Source organism: Pontibacter sp. HSC-36F09 (assembly GCF_024171605.1).
Lineage (GTDB): Bacteria > Bacteroidota > Bacteroidia > Cytophagales > Hymenobacteraceae > Pontibacter.
In genome coordinates this window covers 477,991-494,367 of the sequence record NZ_JALKAA010000003.1, presented here as the reverse complement: position 1 = coordinate 494,367, position 16,377 = coordinate 477,991, and the positions used below count along the sequence as shown (strand labels likewise).

Annotated in this window: 16 protein-coding genes; 11 read left to right on the top strand and 5 right to left on the bottom strand. The window is 50.6% G+C overall.

Features of this window, described 5'->3' with window-relative positions; genetic code table 11:
- The first annotated feature begins 5 nt into the window (after positions 1–5).
- Positions 6–998 carry a DUF2382 domain-containing protein gene (locus L1278_RS12020; protein ID WP_253404526.1) on the top strand — a complete coding sequence of 331 codons (993 nt, stop codon included), beginning with the start codon at positions 6–8 and terminating at the stop codon, positions 996–998.
- 82 nt (positions 999–1,080) lie between these two features.
- On the opposite strand, the gene L1278_RS12015 is transcribed toward L1278_RS12020, so the two are convergent.
- Positions 1,081–1,758, bottom strand: coding sequence for a hypothetical protein (locus L1278_RS12015; RefSeq protein WP_253404524.1), 678 nt, complete (start codon positions 1,756–1,758; stop codon positions 1,081–1,083).
- Positions 1,759–1,953: 195 nt separating this feature from the next.
- Between L1278_RS12015 and L1278_RS12010 the strand changes: the two genes are divergently transcribed.
- From L1278_RS12010 to L1278_RS11990, 5 genes are all read left to right on the top strand, one after another.
- Positions 1,954–2,259 carry a hypothetical protein gene (locus L1278_RS12010; RefSeq protein WP_253404520.1) on the top strand — a complete coding sequence of 102 codons (306 nt, stop codon included), beginning with the start codon at positions 1,954–1,956 and terminating at the stop codon, positions 2,257–2,259.
- A gap of 63 nt (positions 2,260–2,322) precedes the next feature.
- Positions 2,323–3,180, top strand: coding sequence for an agmatine deiminase family protein (locus tag L1278_RS12005; protein WP_253404518.1), 858 nt, complete (start codon positions 2,323–2,325; stop codon positions 3,178–3,180).
- Positions 3,181–3,272: 92 nt separating this feature from the next.
- Positions 3,273–4,076 carry a hypothetical protein gene (locus tag L1278_RS12000; RefSeq protein ID WP_253404516.1) on the top strand — a complete coding sequence of 268 codons (804 nt, stop codon included), beginning with the start codon at positions 3,273–3,275 and terminating at the stop codon, positions 4,074–4,076.
- Positions 4,077–4,593: 517 nt separating this feature from the next.
- Positions 4,594–5,403, top strand: a complete 810-nt coding sequence (locus L1278_RS11995; RefSeq protein WP_253404509.1) for a hypothetical protein — start codon at positions 4,594–4,596, stop codon at positions 5,401–5,403.
- Between the two features lie 205 nt (positions 5,404–5,608).
- The gene (locus L1278_RS11990; RefSeq protein ID WP_253404506.1) at positions 5,609–5,851 is read left to right on the top strand and encodes a hypothetical protein; all 243 of its coding nucleotides are present in this window, start codon (positions 5,609–5,611) and stop codon (positions 5,849–5,851) included.
- Positions 5,852–6,020: 169 nt separating this feature from the next.
- Here the strand turns inward: L1278_RS11990 and L1278_RS11985 are convergent, their stop codons facing one another.
- The gene (locus tag L1278_RS11985) at positions 6,021–8,576 is read right to left on the bottom strand and encodes a family 20 glycosylhydrolase (RefSeq protein WP_253404504.1); all 2,556 of its coding nucleotides are present in this window, start codon (positions 8,574–8,576) and stop codon (positions 6,021–6,023) included.
- 212 nt (positions 8,577–8,788) lie between these two features.
- Between L1278_RS11985 and L1278_RS11980 the strand changes: the two genes are divergently transcribed.
- From L1278_RS11980 to L1278_RS11970, 3 genes are read left to right on the top strand one after another with little or no spacing between them, the layout of a single operon-like run.
- Positions 8,789–9,175, top strand: coding sequence for a hypothetical protein (locus tag L1278_RS11980; protein WP_253404502.1), 387 nt, complete (start codon positions 8,789–8,791; stop codon positions 9,173–9,175).
- Positions 9,176–9,184: 9 nt separating this feature from the next.
- Positions 9,185–9,751, top strand: coding sequence for a YceI family protein (locus L1278_RS11975; protein ID WP_253404500.1), 567 nt, complete (start codon positions 9,185–9,187; stop codon positions 9,749–9,751).
- A 2-nt stretch (positions 9,752–9,753) separates the two neighbouring features.
- On the top strand, positions 9,754–10,647 hold the full coding sequence (locus L1278_RS11970; protein ID WP_253404498.1) for a DUF5777 family beta-barrel protein: 894 nt from the start codon (positions 9,754–9,756) through the stop codon (positions 10,645–10,647).
- Positions 10,648–10,650: 3 nt separating this feature from the next.
- Here L1278_RS11970 and L1278_RS11965 read toward each other — a convergent pair whose 3' ends face one another.
- Positions 10,651–11,622 (bottom strand): aldo/keto reductase, encoded by a 972-nt coding sequence (locus L1278_RS11965; RefSeq protein ID WP_253404496.1) that lies wholly within the window; start codon positions 11,620–11,622, stop codon positions 10,651–10,653.
- 275 nt (positions 11,623–11,897) lie between these two features.
- Positions 11,898–12,488 carry a fasciclin domain-containing protein gene (locus tag L1278_RS11960; RefSeq protein ID WP_253404494.1) on the bottom strand — a complete coding sequence of 197 codons (591 nt, stop codon included), beginning with the start codon at positions 12,486–12,488 and terminating at the stop codon, positions 11,898–11,900.
- A gap of 216 nt (positions 12,489–12,704) precedes the next feature.
- On the opposite strand from L1278_RS11960, the gene L1278_RS11955 reads away from it, so the two are divergent.
- Positions 12,705–13,850 (top strand): serine hydrolase, encoded by a 1,146-nt coding sequence (locus L1278_RS11955; RefSeq protein ID WP_253404492.1) that lies wholly within the window; start codon positions 12,705–12,707, stop codon positions 13,848–13,850.
- Positions 13,851–13,938: 88 nt separating this feature from the next.
- Here the strand turns inward: L1278_RS11955 and L1278_RS11950 are convergent, their stop codons facing one another.
- Positions 13,939–14,838, bottom strand: a complete 900-nt coding sequence (locus L1278_RS11950) for a neutral zinc metallopeptidase (RefSeq protein ID WP_253404490.1) — start codon at positions 14,836–14,838, stop codon at positions 13,939–13,941.
- Positions 14,839–15,127: 289 nt separating this feature from the next.
- Here L1278_RS11950 and L1278_RS11945 point away from each other — a divergent pair, with 289 nt between their 5' ends.
- Complete coding sequence (locus L1278_RS11945; protein WP_253404488.1) at positions 15,128–16,210, top strand: ATP-binding protein; 1,083 nt, start codon at positions 15,128–15,130, stop codon at positions 16,208–16,210.
- Positions 16,211–16,377 lie beyond the last annotated feature (167 nt).

The window sequence follows — 16,377 nt, the reverse complement described above, 5'->3', positions numbered from 1 at the left end:
CGACGATGAATACAAACGAAGATTATAATGATAGAAACCGCCTGCAGGAATTGGGCGGCAGTGACTTCCAGATAGCAGAAGGAGAGCCTAACATCAAAGGCTGGACTGTGAAAGACCCGCAGGGCAACACCATCGGCGAGGTGGAAGAACTCCTCTTTGATCCGCAGAGCCGCAAGGTGCGCTACATCGTGCTCGACCTGGAAGGCAATTACCTCGATCTGGAACCGCGCCATGTGCTCATACCTATCGGGGTAGCCGAGTTACAGGACTCAGACGACGATGTGATCCTGCCAAATATCACAGCTGATCAACTGCAGGCGCTGCCGCTTTACGAGAAAGGAAGCCTGACACGCGATACAGAAATGTCTGTCCGCAAAGTATTCGGAGGTATGGGGGCAGTTGGAGCTGCCGCCAGTGCTGCCGTAATAGGCCGGGACACCCGCGATACGAATGATTTCTACAATGACCCTGCCTACGACGAAGATAGATTTTATCGTAACAGACCAACTCCTACCGGCACACAGGAAGGCGATCAGACGATTCCGATCATCAAAGAGGATCTGAATGTTGGGAAGCGGGAAGTAGAAACCGGTGCAACCAACATTCGGACCCGCATTGTAGAGCGTCCTGTTGAGGAGCACATCAAATTACGCGAAGAGCACGTTGATGTGGAGCGCAGACCCGTTGATCGTCCGGCAACAGATGCCGATCTGGCAAATGCCAAAGAAGGTGAGATCAACCTGACGGAGCGTGCCGAAGAGGCCGTGATCAACAAAGAAGCCCGTGTGGTGGAAGAGATAAACCTTCGCAAGGACGTAACGGAGCACGACGAGACTATCCGAGACACTGTCCGAAATACGGAGGTGGACATCGACAAACTGGACCCAAAAGATCCGCGTCGAAGGAATGTAGACCCGAACGCCCCAAACAGGCCAATCGATCCGGACGATCCGACTAACCCGCCCAAACGGGAAGACCGAACGGATTCGCGAATATAATCAGATCATATAAAAAAATCCCCTCTGCCTTATCAGAGGGGATTTTTTTATATATAGCAACGGGCCTTTAAAACCCAGCTGACTACAGACGACTCATGTCGCCCTCCAGTTTTAGCAGAATGTTCTTCAGCGACTCCTCCCCCATGCGACTTGCTTCCTGATCAAACTGCTCCAAGTATAGCCAGGTAAATTTCTTCGACGACTTCCAGAGGTTGCGCAACGGCTCCTGCGTGTTCTTTAGCTGTTCCTCCCCACTGGCTATAACGGTACCGTTTTCGAGCAGTTGGTAGTGCAGCACCAGGTCAGTCGGGCGCGGTGTGATGGATTCCTCACCCGATGTGATGTGCGCAAAGATCAGGAAAATAACACTGCCCTTATTCACGTACATAAACTGGCCGGGCGTCTGCCGGATATCGACCACCAACTGTCTGCCAGCCAGCCTGTCCTGCAGGTTGAGTTTGTCTGCTGCCTGGTAAATACCGCGACGCACAGAGGTTGCCGCCTTGCCCGGATCGAGCTCGCAGGAGATGGTGGAATTCCAGCCCCAGTATACCAGCGCAGGTATAAATGAGCGCTCCAGCTGTTTGAATTGATTGCCCGTTTGTCCGGTGGCCGGTGCATTCACCACCAGCGCTTCGAGCTGCGGAAGGGCCACCTGCTCTGTCTGCACCCGTTGCTCCACAAACGACGCGTATTTCTTCGTGCCCATACAGCTCGTCAGGCCCAGGGCTGCCACCAGCAGCCAGGTAAAATTTTTCATAAGAATGGTTTTTGAGGTATACCCGCTGTGCGTAGGACCAGCATGTTAAATGCCCCTAAAGATATAGCCAGCGAGTATTTGACAAATATAGTATTTTAACCAGAATGCCAAAACAAGCCTGTATAGCTGCTGTTATTTTTCTTATCTTAGGCATCATTTCAAATCTGCAGCCCTATACCTTTATCCTTTTTTCTGATGGCACAAGTATCTATCCACGACTTCGACTGGGACCGCGACTATTATGCTTATGTGTGCATTGGCGGCTATGAATGCTACAGCGGGCGCTTCCGTGCCTGGAAACTCTATAGCCTCACCAGCGACGCCGTAAAAACCCTCAGCCAGCGAAAGGAAAAAGTACATGCGCTGTTCGAGACACAGGAAGTACTCGAAGCTTACATCAAAGCATTGCGCGAGCAGCCGGCACCGGACACCGAAAAGATCAAGCTGAACGAGATCGGCAAGCAAGGCGGCGATCAGCTGATCATCAGTTCTATTTTGTAAGCTATACCTTAAATTGAAGCCAATCCCCCACCCTGTCATTTAGACGAAAGGAGAAATCTGAACTTGATCACCGACCGCGACACCAACTTCGTTTATTTCAGCAACCTGATCAAGGAGCGCCCGGCACTATATGAATTCTGGCTATACCTGGAGAAAGCCCTTGAACGGGCAGGTATAGGGTATGGCTTTATCGAGAACACGAGTGACATCTGGTGCCGCGACTATATGCCGGTGCAGGTGACGAAGGATAAGTTCGTGCAATTCAAATACTACCCCTCCTACTGCGACAACGATGAGTACCGACACACGATCACCGATACTTCGCAGGTACAGCTTAAGTCTCTTTTGGCCGGCTCAAAGCTTCAGCATCCGCTTGTGCTAGATGGTGGCAACGTCGTTCGCTCCGGGAATGCGGTTATCTTAACAGAGCGGATTTTCAGTGAGAACAAGAAGCTTGCAAAAGAGGATGTGATAGCACAACTGCAGCATGCTTTGCAAGTCGAGGAGCTATACCTTATACCTGAGCAGCCCGATGATATGACCGGGCACTCTGATGGTATGGTACGCTTCCTGGATGACCATACCTTGCTGGTGGCAGATTACGAGAAGCATAGTAAAAGCTGGAAAGCCAGGTACGAGCGGACGCTGCGGCGAACTGGTCTACAACTTGTCAAATTTCCCAATGTCTTATCTGAGGAGCGGGATGACGATGGAGAATACACTGCCATTGGCTGCTACATCAACTTTGCCTGGATCGGTAAGGTGATCCTGTTCCCACAATTCGATATACCCGAAGATGCAGAAGCGCTGCAGACGGCACGAAGCATTTTCAGTGACTATGAAGTGATCCCTATACCTGCGCGCGAACTGGCCATAGATGGCGGCGTACTCAACTGTGTGACATGGAATGTGCAGGTATAAATACAGGTTCCGGCGAACATTTCAAGTAGAGGCCGGTTAAGTATTTTTCTTTTGCGTAGATAGAACAATCCCGAAATAACGCGCTCCGGACTATGAAAAATATCAAGACACTTGCCATTCTGAACACCGTGTTTTTCCTGCTGCACCTGGTGTCTTCGCAGCTCACGCAGCTGGAGCTTTTCAATAGCCAGACCATCGGCGAAGTGTCCGCAAAATATCCGGCGCTTTTCACCCCGGCAGGTATCACTTTTTCCATCTGGGGAATCATATACTTGGCGCTGTCTGCCTTCTGCATATACCACCTCATCAAAGCGTTTAAGGAACCCGCCCTGCACGAAGCCAACGCGGACCTGAAAGGGCTCGGCTTCCTTTTCATGCTTAACAACCTGGCTACCGGTGCCTGGACCATTGCCTGGGTAAACGAGCGCCTGCTGCTCTCGGTGGTGCTGATTTTGATACAATTGGTCACGCTGCTGCTGATCCACCTGCGACTGGCTATATTTGACAGGAGCCGCTCAGCCGCTTCCATTTGGTTTACGCAGGTGCCGCTGAGCTTGTACTTTGGCTGGATCATCATTGCCACGGTCGCCAACATCAGTTCTGCTTTGGTAGGTTTGGGCTGGAATGGCTTTGGCCTGAGTGAAGGACTCTGGACCACGTTCATGATCGTCGCAGCTACCCTGATCGTGGTGTTTGTGGTCTTTAGCCGTACGAACCCCGTGGTTGGGCTGGTCGGTGTCTGGGCACTCTACGGCATCATCCTGAAACACCGCGAACTGAATGCAGCCGAAAGCCTGCAGATCATCACTACAGCCTGGATCTGTCTGGCGGTTGTGGGTTTGGTATCGTTACTGGTGTTTTTCAGGTATGGGAGAATTGTGCAGGAACAAGTATAGCCCGGCTATACCTGACAGATGGGTGTTCTATTTCAACCACCGCCAGGCAGCTGAACGGACGCCTCATCAGGTGCTCATTTAATAAAAGTGCAAGGCCTCTTTAGTCGATCATCAACTCAATAACGAAATAAGCGACTGAGCCAACCAATAGCAGCGCAAGTGCAGTATTCGGTGTCATAGGCAATCCTGATTATAAGTGAAACATAGAACCATTTAAGTTCCTATACTATAGTTAACTTGCTTGTTTACAGAAAGTTTCGCATAAAAGCACGCCTTTTTCTAAACGATCCCTACCCTGTCATTTCGACGACAGGAGCAATCTGAATTCCTATACCTGATGAACTGGGCTGGCACCTTCCCTCACAAATAATCAAAATAAGCTATCTTCCCTTCCTGACCAACAGATCTTTCTTTACCTTAAGCCTTTGAATCCGGGTAAACGACGGCTATGCTGGCTAATGAAATAATCACCGGCAACAGGCGCTGCCGCATTGCATGCCCGGAGACCGACAAAAAGATGAAACGATTCCTTTGCTTTTCCTTCCTGCTGTTTACGTTCTCCTGCACCGTCCAGCGGCAAATGACGCTCCCAACCCGTCCGGCTGCTGCTCTGTCAGGGTCAGACTTTTACCAGCAAGCCGCCAGCTATACCTGGCAGCAGCGCGATTCGCTGGCTGTGCGGGAGATCCTGAGCGGCAATATGCCGGACTTCCTTCAAAAATTTGTGGCTATACCTGTCACCGCTACAAACGCCGAGGGCAAAACGATAGAAGCTACTTTTTATGCCAGCCCGGACTACGTAAGCATCGGGCACAACGCCAATTGGGCCCGCATCCCCCTCACCCCGATGGCCGCACAGCAACTGGCTGACAGCCTGGGTTGCTTTCTGCCTACCCGCAAAATGGTGGACACCATTTACAGGCAAGCCAGCGTAAAACTAGAGCCCCTCCCGCTCTACGCGCTCCGCGACAGTACACTTACCTTCTACCACCACCATCTCATGATCGAAGGGCAGCGCCAGGGACGTAAGGGACTTATTGCCGGCATCAAAAAAGATGTCGTGATAAGCAGCAAAGTGAGCCGGGACCCACGACCCAACCGGGTGGCCATTTATGGCTGGCACCGCACAGATGGTAAACCCATACAGCCGCTTTATACCGGACACATCAACTGGTACGTCGACTATAGCCACGGCATCCGGCTCATACAGCGCAAGCTAAAGGTCAACGGCAAATGGATGGATTATACGCAGGTGCTGCAGGACCCCGAACTTCGGCAGTTGCTTTGCGATGAGGAGGTGTGTGATATTATTGCTTATCCTGACTGATTATTAGTTTGTGTATGATTCGTCAATTACCGGTCACGATGCGTTGGGACAGGTCGCGACCTGTCCCAACGAGAATGAACCAACTGCATTGCCCTTAAATAGGTGCTGCGCGATAAAACAAATAAGTCAGGTATAAAGGTGTCCTAAACTATTGTTTGGCTTATTAGTTAAAGAGTCAAAGTCAATAATATTTGAAACGCACACTATGTCTATACTTCAATTAAAACCAACCATTCTGGTCGAGACGCCTTTGGGTACGGGCCAGGCAATTTTCTTAATCGACTATGGGATGCATCAGAACACATGCTGGGTGGTAGCCTTGCAGAAAGATGGCGTGATCAAACATTTCGATTGCAATGACGTGATCCTGTCAACGAACTATACCTATGGGATGAACCTCCGGAAAAATCACTTCCCTGTGCAAGAGCCTATTGCAGAATCAGAATAATCCCTGATTCGTCCTGCCGCCGCTTTATGCTGTTCGTCCAACTAGTTTAATCACATAAATACTCTTTAGTACGTACAAGCACAATTATGAGAAAAGCCTTTCCATTGACGGAAAGGCTTTTTGTTTTTATGCTGGCACCAAGGTCTGCAGCTACTCTTTTACACCCGCCTCAACTCGCCTTATTTGAAACTGTCACGACACGGCCAGATTGTCCGGAGGGACTAAACACTTTCAGCTTCACCTCCCCTTTTGCGCTGACCGGGCCCTTATACAACTTGCTCTTTTCGGTTGGCTCCGAACCGTCTGTGGTATAGCGGATGACAAAGCCAGGCAACTGCACATTAGCCAGTACTTTTCCATTTTCTAGGACAGCCCCTGGTGTCGGGATGCGGTATTGAAAGCCGCCGGCATAATGGCTCAAACGCGGTAGCTCCCGTTTGCCCAGTACATTCACAAAGGCAGACCAAGCCTCGTTGTAAGCAGTTTCCGCTTTGGCAGCATCCGGCTCTGTTGCCCAGGCCGGGTCGGGTGCCCAGGCTCTCTCCGCCAAACCTAATAGTTTGGGCAGCAACATGTACTCCAGTCGCTCCGGGGTTTTGATCATCTCGGACCAAAGCGGCGCCTGCAGGCCCACAATGTTCGTCCGGCCATAGGCGGTCAGTCGTTCTTTTCCTTTAAACACTACTGCGGGATTGATCGGCTTATTGTCTGTGTCCACTTTCTGGTTCTTCATGTAGTCGAACGGAATGAAGTAGAAAGGCTTGTCCAGATCCAGGTAGCCTGCCCAATACAATCCGGGCTCTTCGTAGGCTTTCTGGTAAGTCAGATCCAGGTATAGGTTAGAGGCATTGGTGAGCACCACCTTGTATCCGGCATTGGCCATGCGGTAGGCCAGGTCCTCTGCGCCCCACAGGTTGTTCCATACATCCACATGAAAGTTCTTGTCCTTGAAATCCTGGTTGGGCACATACACTTTCTTCCCGTTCTGCTCTACCCTTGTCAAGCCGATTTCTTCCCAACCCGACAGGTATAGGTTGCGGGCATTGAGCAAGTCGTTCAGCTTGCCGAAGAAGTAGTCCCAAAGATCGTATTTACCCTTTATCGATGGGTTTGCCGCTATCAAAGCGTCTACTGCTGGAGATTTCTCCCACACGCCATTCGGCACTTCGTCGCCGCCCATGTGGATGGTCTGGATCGGGGCACCAGCTTCCTTGTACATGGCCAGGATTTCGTCTACCACCTTTTCGAGGAAGGTATAGGTAGAAGGCAGCGCTACATTGATCACGTTATCGTTCCAGTTCTGTACAGAGCGATACACCGATTTATCTTCCAGGTCGCGGAGCAGGTAGCGTTTTGCTTCTTCAGGTTTCACCTCCTCCATCAGACGGGCATAACGGGCATCCATCGATCTGATCGCTGCCCGGGCATGCCCCGGTGTTTCGATCTCAGGAATCACCTTGATGTGACGCTCCGTCGCATACTTCAGAATCTCGATAAAGTCGGCTTTGGTGTAGTGTCCGCTGCCGCTTGTTTTGTCAGCCTCCGGACCTGATCCATACGATGGCTGCAGATGATCCTTCCCGTCTACTGTATGGCCGCGTCTGCTGCCCACTGCTGTCAGTTCCGGCAGACCCGGAATCTCCAGGCGCCAGCCTTCGTCATCGTTCAGGTGAAAATGAAGCACGTTCAGTTTGTAGAGTGCCATCAGATCCAGAACCTTCAGCACCTGTTCCTTTGACTGAAAGTTCCTGGCCACATCCATCATAAAGGCCCTGTGTCCGAATCGAGGATTATCCGACACCCGCACGCCAGTTAGAGAAACAGAACTTTGCTTTTTAGTTAGTGCTGCCGCCGGGATCAGCGTCTTAAGCGATTGGGTACCATAAAAAGCACCAACCGGCGTGGAGGCGTTGATAACCACTTCCTGCGGACTCACCTGCAGTTCGTAGGCTTCCGGCCCCAGCCCTTTTTTCTGCTGCAGGCGGATCGCTTTGCCTGTGCCCAGCATACTGATCACCGGCTTCTTTCCGAAGACAGTGCCCAGGTGGTCTGCCAGCATAGTAGCCTCGCGCATGAAAGCAGCATCCGTTACAATAGGTATAGCGGCGGTCATGGTAAAGGGCTTTCCGGTTTCGTGGTAAACGGCCGGCGTCGGGAATACTTTGGTTAGCTTCTCCTCGGGGATGTCGGTGATCACTTTGTTTTGCTCATAGACATCTTTCGCCTGCAGCCAGTCTACCCAAGGCTGGTCCGGCTTTTTCACGTTGATCTGCGCAGTCGCATGTCCTATCGATTTGTCATGGTCCCACACCAGGTAAAAGCCATGTGGTGTTCTGGACTCGTTCACCACCAGCCCGCCTGAAACAAACTCCAGACGTACCGAAGCCCCCGGTGCCAACTCCTTGAAGGCAGCTGTCGGTGCCATGTAGCGTAGGTCACCGTTCACATGCTCTACCTTGACAGGGGCATTTTCTGCTTTGGGTTTGAGAGTTGGGAAAGAATGGAAATACAAGGTCCACCCGCTGGCCGGCAGAGGCGTTTCACCTGCATTGGTGAGGGTGAGGACCGCCAGCGTTTGCGGCTTGCTCTCGTACTTCCCGTCCGCTATTTCATAGCTCAGCTGGAGCTTCTTGGGGTCGAAATTTTTACTGATTTCCTGCGCATAAGAGGTGTTGTAAAGCAGGATAAAGAGGGCAAGTAAAACTGCTGCCGGGGTCTTTTTCATTTTTATAAAATAATCAGGCGTGTCGATCTATGCTGAAATATAGCACAAAATAGGTAGAACAGAAACCCTATACCTGCACAAAACCGCAAGATTGATGTGACAACGCAATTCAGCCAGTCAGGTGCACGATTTTATTTTAACCCGAGGCAACCATCCGAAAAAAGTCTCCGTGATGGGGGCATCAAGATGAAAAGGAAAAACAAACGGAACACATGGCACGAATTCTTTCTACAATAAAAAAAATGCTGCTGGGCATTCTCCTTTTGGCTGCTGCGGCCTGTGCTGATGACAACGAAGAAGATCTGATGCCGCAGCAGTCCCCCCAGCAATGCGACACAAACACGGTTACTTTTTCCGGTAGTGTGGCGCCCATACTGGCCACCAACTGTTACGCCTGCCATGCAGTCAACATCGCTGAGGGCGGTGTGGTGCTGAGTAGCTACAGTGGTGTAAAAGCAAAGGTAGACCAAGGCCGGCTGATCGGTGCGATCACGCATGCACCGGGCTTCGTTCCTATGCCGCAGGGCGCAGCGAAACTCTCAGCTTGTGACATTGAAAAAATAAAGAAATGGGTAAATGATGGCGCCCTGAACAACTGACCTTTCATCATGAAACAGCTCATCCTGGCTATAGCACTTGTACTGATCACTTTTGCTGATGTGGTGGCTCAAGCGCGTTACTTCACCAAAACAGGCCATATCTGGTTCTTTTCAGATGCGCCCCTGGAGGACATTGAAGCCCATAACAAAAAGGTGGTTTCTGTTATAGATATGAGCACCGGCGAAATGGTCTTTTCGGTACCGATGAAGGAGTTTCAGTTCCGGAAGTCCCTGATGCAAACGCATTTCAATGAAAATTATGTAGAGTCGGACAAATACCCGAAGGCCACATTTAAGGGGAAAATAACTAACATGGAAACTGTTGACATAAGCAGGGAAGCGGCCTATCAGGTGCGGGTAAAAGGCGTGCTGAACATACACGGGAAGGACAAAGCCATCGACACCGTTGGTACACTGGAAGTAAAAGGGGGGCGACTTTATGGCAAATCCACCTTCTCCGTCACGCCCCAGGAGTTCGACATAGTGATTCCGCGGCTTGTACGAAATAACATCGCCAGGCGAATTGACATAACAGTGGATATCGTGTATGCTCCCTTAACTGGTAACAGCCTTTAGATATGATAAAGAAATGGTTTCTCCTGGTGATGGTTTGCCTGCAGACAGCCTTTGTGCAGGCGCAGGACGAACTGCTTAAAATAGCGGAAGCCAGTGATAGTGCAACCGCTGACCATGTGACCGGTACCTTTAAGGCAACGCGCCTGGTAAACGGGCATACTGTAGAAACGAACAGCGATGGCGTGCTGCTCTTTCTGATCTCCCACCGGTTCGGTACCTTAAACAGCGGCGCCTATGAGCTTTTTGGACTCGATCAGGCGACCATCCGCCTGGGGCTGGAGTATGGCATCACAGATCAGCTAGACATCGGTGTCGGAAGGAGCTCCCTGGAAAAGACCTTTGACGGGTTTCTAAAGTATAAACTGCTGCAGCAACAAACGGAAAAGGACTGGCCAGTCACGCTCACACTCTTTTCCAGCGCAGCTGTCCGTTCGCTGAAATGGCCGGAGGAAGAAAACAATTTTGAGTTCAGGCACCGTTTATCCTTTACGCAACAGGTGCTTATAGCCAGGAAATTTACGGAGCGTTTCTCACTCCAACTGTCCCCCACCCTCGTTCATCACAACCTCGTTCCAACGCGCCGGGCTGAGAACAATGTGTATGCATTAGGTGGCGGCGGGCGCTTCAAGATCACCAAACGGACCTCATTCAACGCGGAATACTTTTACCTGCTTTCTGACCAAACCCGCCAGGACTTCCGGAATGGTCTTTCCCTTGGATTCGATATCGAGACAGGCGGACACGTTTTCCAGCTGATCTTCACGAATGCGCAGGGCATGGTCGAGAAATTCTTTGTTTCTCAGAACACCGGCTATTGGTCTGACGGCGATATCTATTTCGGCTTTAACATTTCACGTGTTTTCGACCTGAAGGGAAAAGAAAAACAGGAATGGTGAGGCCTACTGCGACCATTCCGTAGGTTTCCGGTCCCAGCGGTGCGACTTCAGTGTCTTCAGTAATTCTTCCGGCAAACCTTTCCCATCGCTGGCCTGCAGATTGGCTTGCACGTGGGGGGCTTTGCGCATACCGGGTATAGTAGTACTCACATCCGAGTTACTCAGAATAAAGCGCAGAGCCATCTCGGCCATGGTCATGCCGGCAGGTATAAGTGGTTTCAGTCGGTCGGCATGGTCCACGCTGGCTTTCAGGTTTTCGGGCACAAAGTAGGTGCTGCGCCAGTCGTCTTTCGGGAATGTGGTTTCAGTTGTGAAAGTGCCGGTGAGGGTGCCTTCGTCGAAGGGAACGCGGGCGATGGTAGCGATATCCAGTTCGCGGCAAAGTGGGAACAGCTTGTCTTCCGGTGCCTGATCGAAAATGTTGTAAATGACCTGCACGCTGCTGATGTGGCCGGTGCGCAGGGTCTGGAGCACATTATCAGGTTCCCAACGGTTCACGCTCACGCCCATGTGCTGAATTTTGCCATCGGCTTTCAGCTTCTCCACAGCCTGCTGCCATTCCTCCTGTTCTGCCCAGATGTCTTCCCAGACATGAAACTGCTGCAGGTCGATCGTCTCTACCCCCAGATTCTGCAGGCTTTTTTCAGTATAGGAGATGATATGGTCGGCAGGAAAACAGTCTTCTAGCTTGTATTCTGCTCTCGACGGCCACTTCATATTTTTAGGCGGAATCTTGGTCGCCACGTATAGACGCTTGTCTGAATGACGTTTGAGTAGGCGACCGAGGATCTGCTCGCTTTTACCTTTGCCGTAGCCCCAGGCGGTATCAAAAAAGTTGCAGCCGCCTTCCACGGCCAGGTCCAATGAACGGTCCGACTGCTGGTCATCCGAACCGGTCCAGCCGGCCATACCCCACATTCCATAACTCACTTCACTCACCTGCCAGCCTGTACGGCCAAATCTTCTGTACTCCATACCTTGCTAATTTTTAAGTTCTCAGTTCTGCATGCATACTCTTGCCACCAGACAAGAGTTGCTGCTCAAGGTACCTCAAGTCACGAAGCTTTCCGATAGACCGGATAAAAAAGTTAATGGAAAGCCAGGTATAGGATGTAAGGCAGCCGGAGCAAGGTGGGGCCAGGTATAGAAAGTACAGAAGATAGGTATAGGTATAGACTATTAAATAAAAAAAAGAGCAGGCGCCCTATGGGAAAGCACCTGCCCGTTTTTAATGAAGTGTAATCTGCTGCTTACTTGGTTGGCGGCAGCATCACTTTGTCGATCACGTGCACCACGCCATTCGACGCTTCCACATCTGCCATGGTCACGTTGGCGTCGTTGATCTTCACACTGCTGCCATTTAGCATCACCTTCAGCTCAGCACTGTTCAATGTTTTGGCAGACATGTTGTTCGACAGATCGGTTGATTTCACGTTTCCTTCCACCACGTGGTAGGTCAGAATATCGACGAGTTGCTGCTTGTTCTCGGGCTTCAGCAGGTTCTCCAGAGTTCCGGCTGGTAAGGCAGCAAAAGCTTCGTTTGTTGGAGCAAAAACGGTATAAGGACCCGCGCCCTGCAAGGCGCCCACCAGGTCAGCTGCCTGTAAGGCCTGAACCAGCGTGGAGAGTGACGGAGTTTCAGAAGCGAGGGCCACAATGTCCTGCGAACCTGCAGTCGTGGCATCGTCGGTTGCCATAGTTTCATCGGTGGTCATGGCGTCATCCCCGGTCGTCATTTCAGTGTCCGTTGTCACGACTTCCTCGCTTTCGGTGGCTTGTTCGTTGGTGTTGCAGCCATACAGGAAAAGGGCCGACAAGAACAAAATGCTTAGTTTTTTCATAAGTGTTATTTTTAATTGCTTGATTAACAGGGAAAAAACCAATAGCCAGCACCTTTGTTCAAAACTATTTTTAAAAGGATGCGGCACTGCCACGAATTTTAGCCTTGTCACATCCCGGCACGCAAAAAAAGCACTGGCCGACAAAGCAGGCAAATGACGGAATTCCGGGAGAGATGCTTATATTAGACTTCTCATACATTACATGCCATGACAACTATGCTGAAAAACCTTTGGAAGAAAGTCTCTCTAACATCGCTTGCGCTCATAACCTTCACCCTACCCAGCCATGCCCAAAATGATAAAACGGAAGCAGACCTGCAGGCCATTATGCAGCAGCATGACATGGTCGGGCTGGCAGTTGTCGTAGTCAAGAAAGGGGATATTGTCTATAACAGATCCTTTGGTTTGAAGGATGTTGAAAGCCAGACGCCGCTCTCTAACAGCGACATTTTCAGGATCGCTTCCATCTCCAAGTCCTTTACCGTGACGGCCCTGATGCAATTAATCGAGGCGGGTAAGCTCTCTTTAAATGATGATGTGAGTAAGTTGGTCGGTTTTCAGGTACGGAATCCCAAGTACCCTAATAAGGTCATTACCCTGCGCATGATGCTATCGCATACCTCCAGCATCAACGACAGCCAGGGCTATTTTACCCTCGACACCATCGACCCAGCTAAAAACCCGAACTGGGCGGCCTGTTACAACGACTACGAACCGGGCACAAAGTATGAGTACTGCAACCTGGGCTTCAACATGGCCGGCACCATACTGGAGAAACTGACTGGCGAGCGCTTCGATCAATACGTAAAGCACCACATCCTGGACCCATTGGGACTGTACGGTGGCTATAATGTAGACTCCCTTGACGCCAGCCGCTTCGTGACACTTTATGAATACAATCCTGACTCCAGCCGATTCTCCCCTTCTCCCTCAGCCTATAACCCACGCCGGCAGGAAATCAGAAACTACAAAATGGGCTACAGCACGCCTATTTTTTCGCCTACTGGCGGCATGAAAATATCGGCTACCGACCTGGCCAAGTACATGACCATGCATATGAACAAGGGCGAGTATAACGGCACCCGGATCATCTCCAAGAAGAGTGCTAAAAAGATGCAATCAAAGATCGCTGACAATGGTTATGGACTGGCGCTGAAAACTGAGAAGAACCTGATTCCGGGGAAGGCCATAGTAGGTCACACCGGCAATGCCTACGGACTCTACAGCGCCATGTTCTTTCAGCCAAAGGAGCAGTTCGGGTTTGTGGTGATCACCAATGGTACCAGCGCCCCGGAAGTGAATGAGTATAACGTGGCACTGGCAGCGGTCATCAACAGCCTTTACAATAACTTGGTGAAATAACCTTTGCGATAATTTAACCATATAAAAAGCCTCTCCGGAAATGGAGAGGCTTTTTATATGACCAGTCTATACCTGTTATACTGTGGTGTTACAACTCGGTAGCGTTAAAGGTGTCGCCCTGATTGACATCGCCTGTTTCGAAGCCTTTTTTAAACCAGCGGACGCGTTGGGCTGAGGTGCCGTGGGTAAAAGAGTCAGGTACCACTCTACCGGTGGACTGCTTTTGAAGACGGTCATCGCCGATGGCACTGGCCGCATTCAGGGCCTCTTCCAGGTCGCCGGGCTCCATTATTCCTTTTTCTTTTTGGGTATGATGTGCCCACACGCCGGCATAGAAATCAGCCTGTAACTCTACCCTCACCATGAGCTGATTGAATTCAGTTTGGGATAGCTGGCCCCGCATGGCGTTTACCTGGTCCATGGTGCCAGTGAGTTTCTGGATGTGATGCCCCACTTCGTGGCCCACCACATAAGCCTGTGCAAAGTCTCCTTCCGCGCCCAGCTTACGATCCATTTCGCTGAAAAAGCTCAGGTCAATGTACAGTTTCTCATCGCCGGGGCAGTAAAAGGGACCGGTGGCGGCTGAAGCAAGTCCGCAGGCTGAGTTTACCTGATCCGAAAACAGTACCAACGTGGGTTCTCTATACCCTTGTATCATCGTGTTCCAGACATCTTCAGTATCTGCCAGCACCACGGCCGTCTGATCGGCCAGTGCCTGCTCTTCCGGACTGGGCTGGTAGTCGGTAGACTGTGCATACTGCGCGTCGCCACCCACAAACTGTTGCAGGAGAGTTAAGGGGTTTGTGCCTGTCAGAAACAGGATCAATATCAGAACCCCCACTATGATGAGTCCTACTTTCGAGAAAAGGAGTTTGAACAAAGGGACGAGCAGCATGGGACTGATGCCCCTGCCACCTCCGAAACCGCCTGCTGACTGACCTCTACGGTCTTCTATATTGGTGCTTTTTCTTCTGCCTTGCCATTTCATAATTATTGTTTTCTAATGCGGGTGTGAAACTATAAGTCTATAACTGATAATCGAACACTATAACGTGGAGCGACCTCACTTGGATATAGGTAATTTAGGAAGCCTGTCTCTACCGGTGTACGAAGGACCTAATGATAAGATAAATGACGACAAATCTAATTTCAGAGCCCTTGATCCAAACGTTTTCATTTTCCTTCGTATAGTCATTTTCATTTATCTGCTTTTTAGGCTTTGCCGAACTTAGAAAGCTCACATATAGGGAGAAGGCAGGTAGTTAGACACAAAATTTATGGATCATACATACAACAGGATGGCGCACAGCAAATTGATCGAGCTGAATGATGAACTTGAAAATTACTTCAATAACACGATCATCCCGCAGCTGTTCGTAGATGCAAACATGATCCTGCGTAAGTTCACGCCCCCTGCCATGCGGCACTTCAAGCTGACTTCTGATGATATTGGAAAGCACATCGTGGACGTTTCAAGCAACATCCGATTCCCTACTTTCATCGAGAACATCACCGAGGTGATCGAAAGCAGCAAGGACCTGGAAAAGGAGATCCAGACCACTGACAAGCGATGGTACCAAATGAACATCCTGCCCTACATCGTGCGCAAGGAGAACAGAACCAATGGGGTCATCGTCACCTTTATCGACATCGACGACCGCATTCAGATTCTGAAAGGTTACGAGAGCCTGAACAGAAACTATGAAAACATCATCCACTCCATCTCCCATGATATCAAAGGTCCTCTTTCAAATATAGAAGGGCTGATCAGGTTGATGCAGGAAGCGCCGGAGGACGAGGCAGACAGCCAGCGAATCAAAGACATGCTGAGCGAGTCTGTAGCCAACCTGCGCCAGACAGTGGAGGATCTGGCCGACATCCAGGCTAGTGACACGGGCTTTGCCCAGGCACCGGAACGGGTGAATTTCGAGAACATCATCGAAGACGCCAAGCTCGCCCTCCGGGACAGGATTGCAGAGACTAACGCACAGATCAACACGCAAATTGAGGAGCCAGAAATCAGCTTCTCCCGAAAAAATGTCCGGAGCATCGTTTACAACCTGCTCAACAACGCCATTAAATACCAGAAGCCGGGCAAAGCGCCCGTTATCTCCATCCGAACGGAAATGTCTGGCGACTACATACTGCTCACTGTAAGGGACAACGGCTTAGGTATAGCAGAAGATAAGAAACACTCGATTTTCGAGCGCTATACCAGACTGCACAGCGAGGTGCCAGGCACCGGCGTTGGGCTATTTATTGTGAAAGGCATGGTGGAGCAAATGGGTGGAGAGATACGGTTGGAAAGCACGTTGGGTGAAGGCTCCACTTTCAAGGTATATTTCAGGTCTTTGCGATAGGATGTAGCTGACGTCTAAGAGAAACCGCGGCGTCTTGCAGACCCACGACCGTCTAACAGAGCAGCCTTTCTTGAGAAGCAGGTACAGGTATAGCGAAAGGTGTTGAGTCAGACACCCAAGGGAGCTACGCACATAGTGTGATATGAGAGAGGCTATACCTATACCTA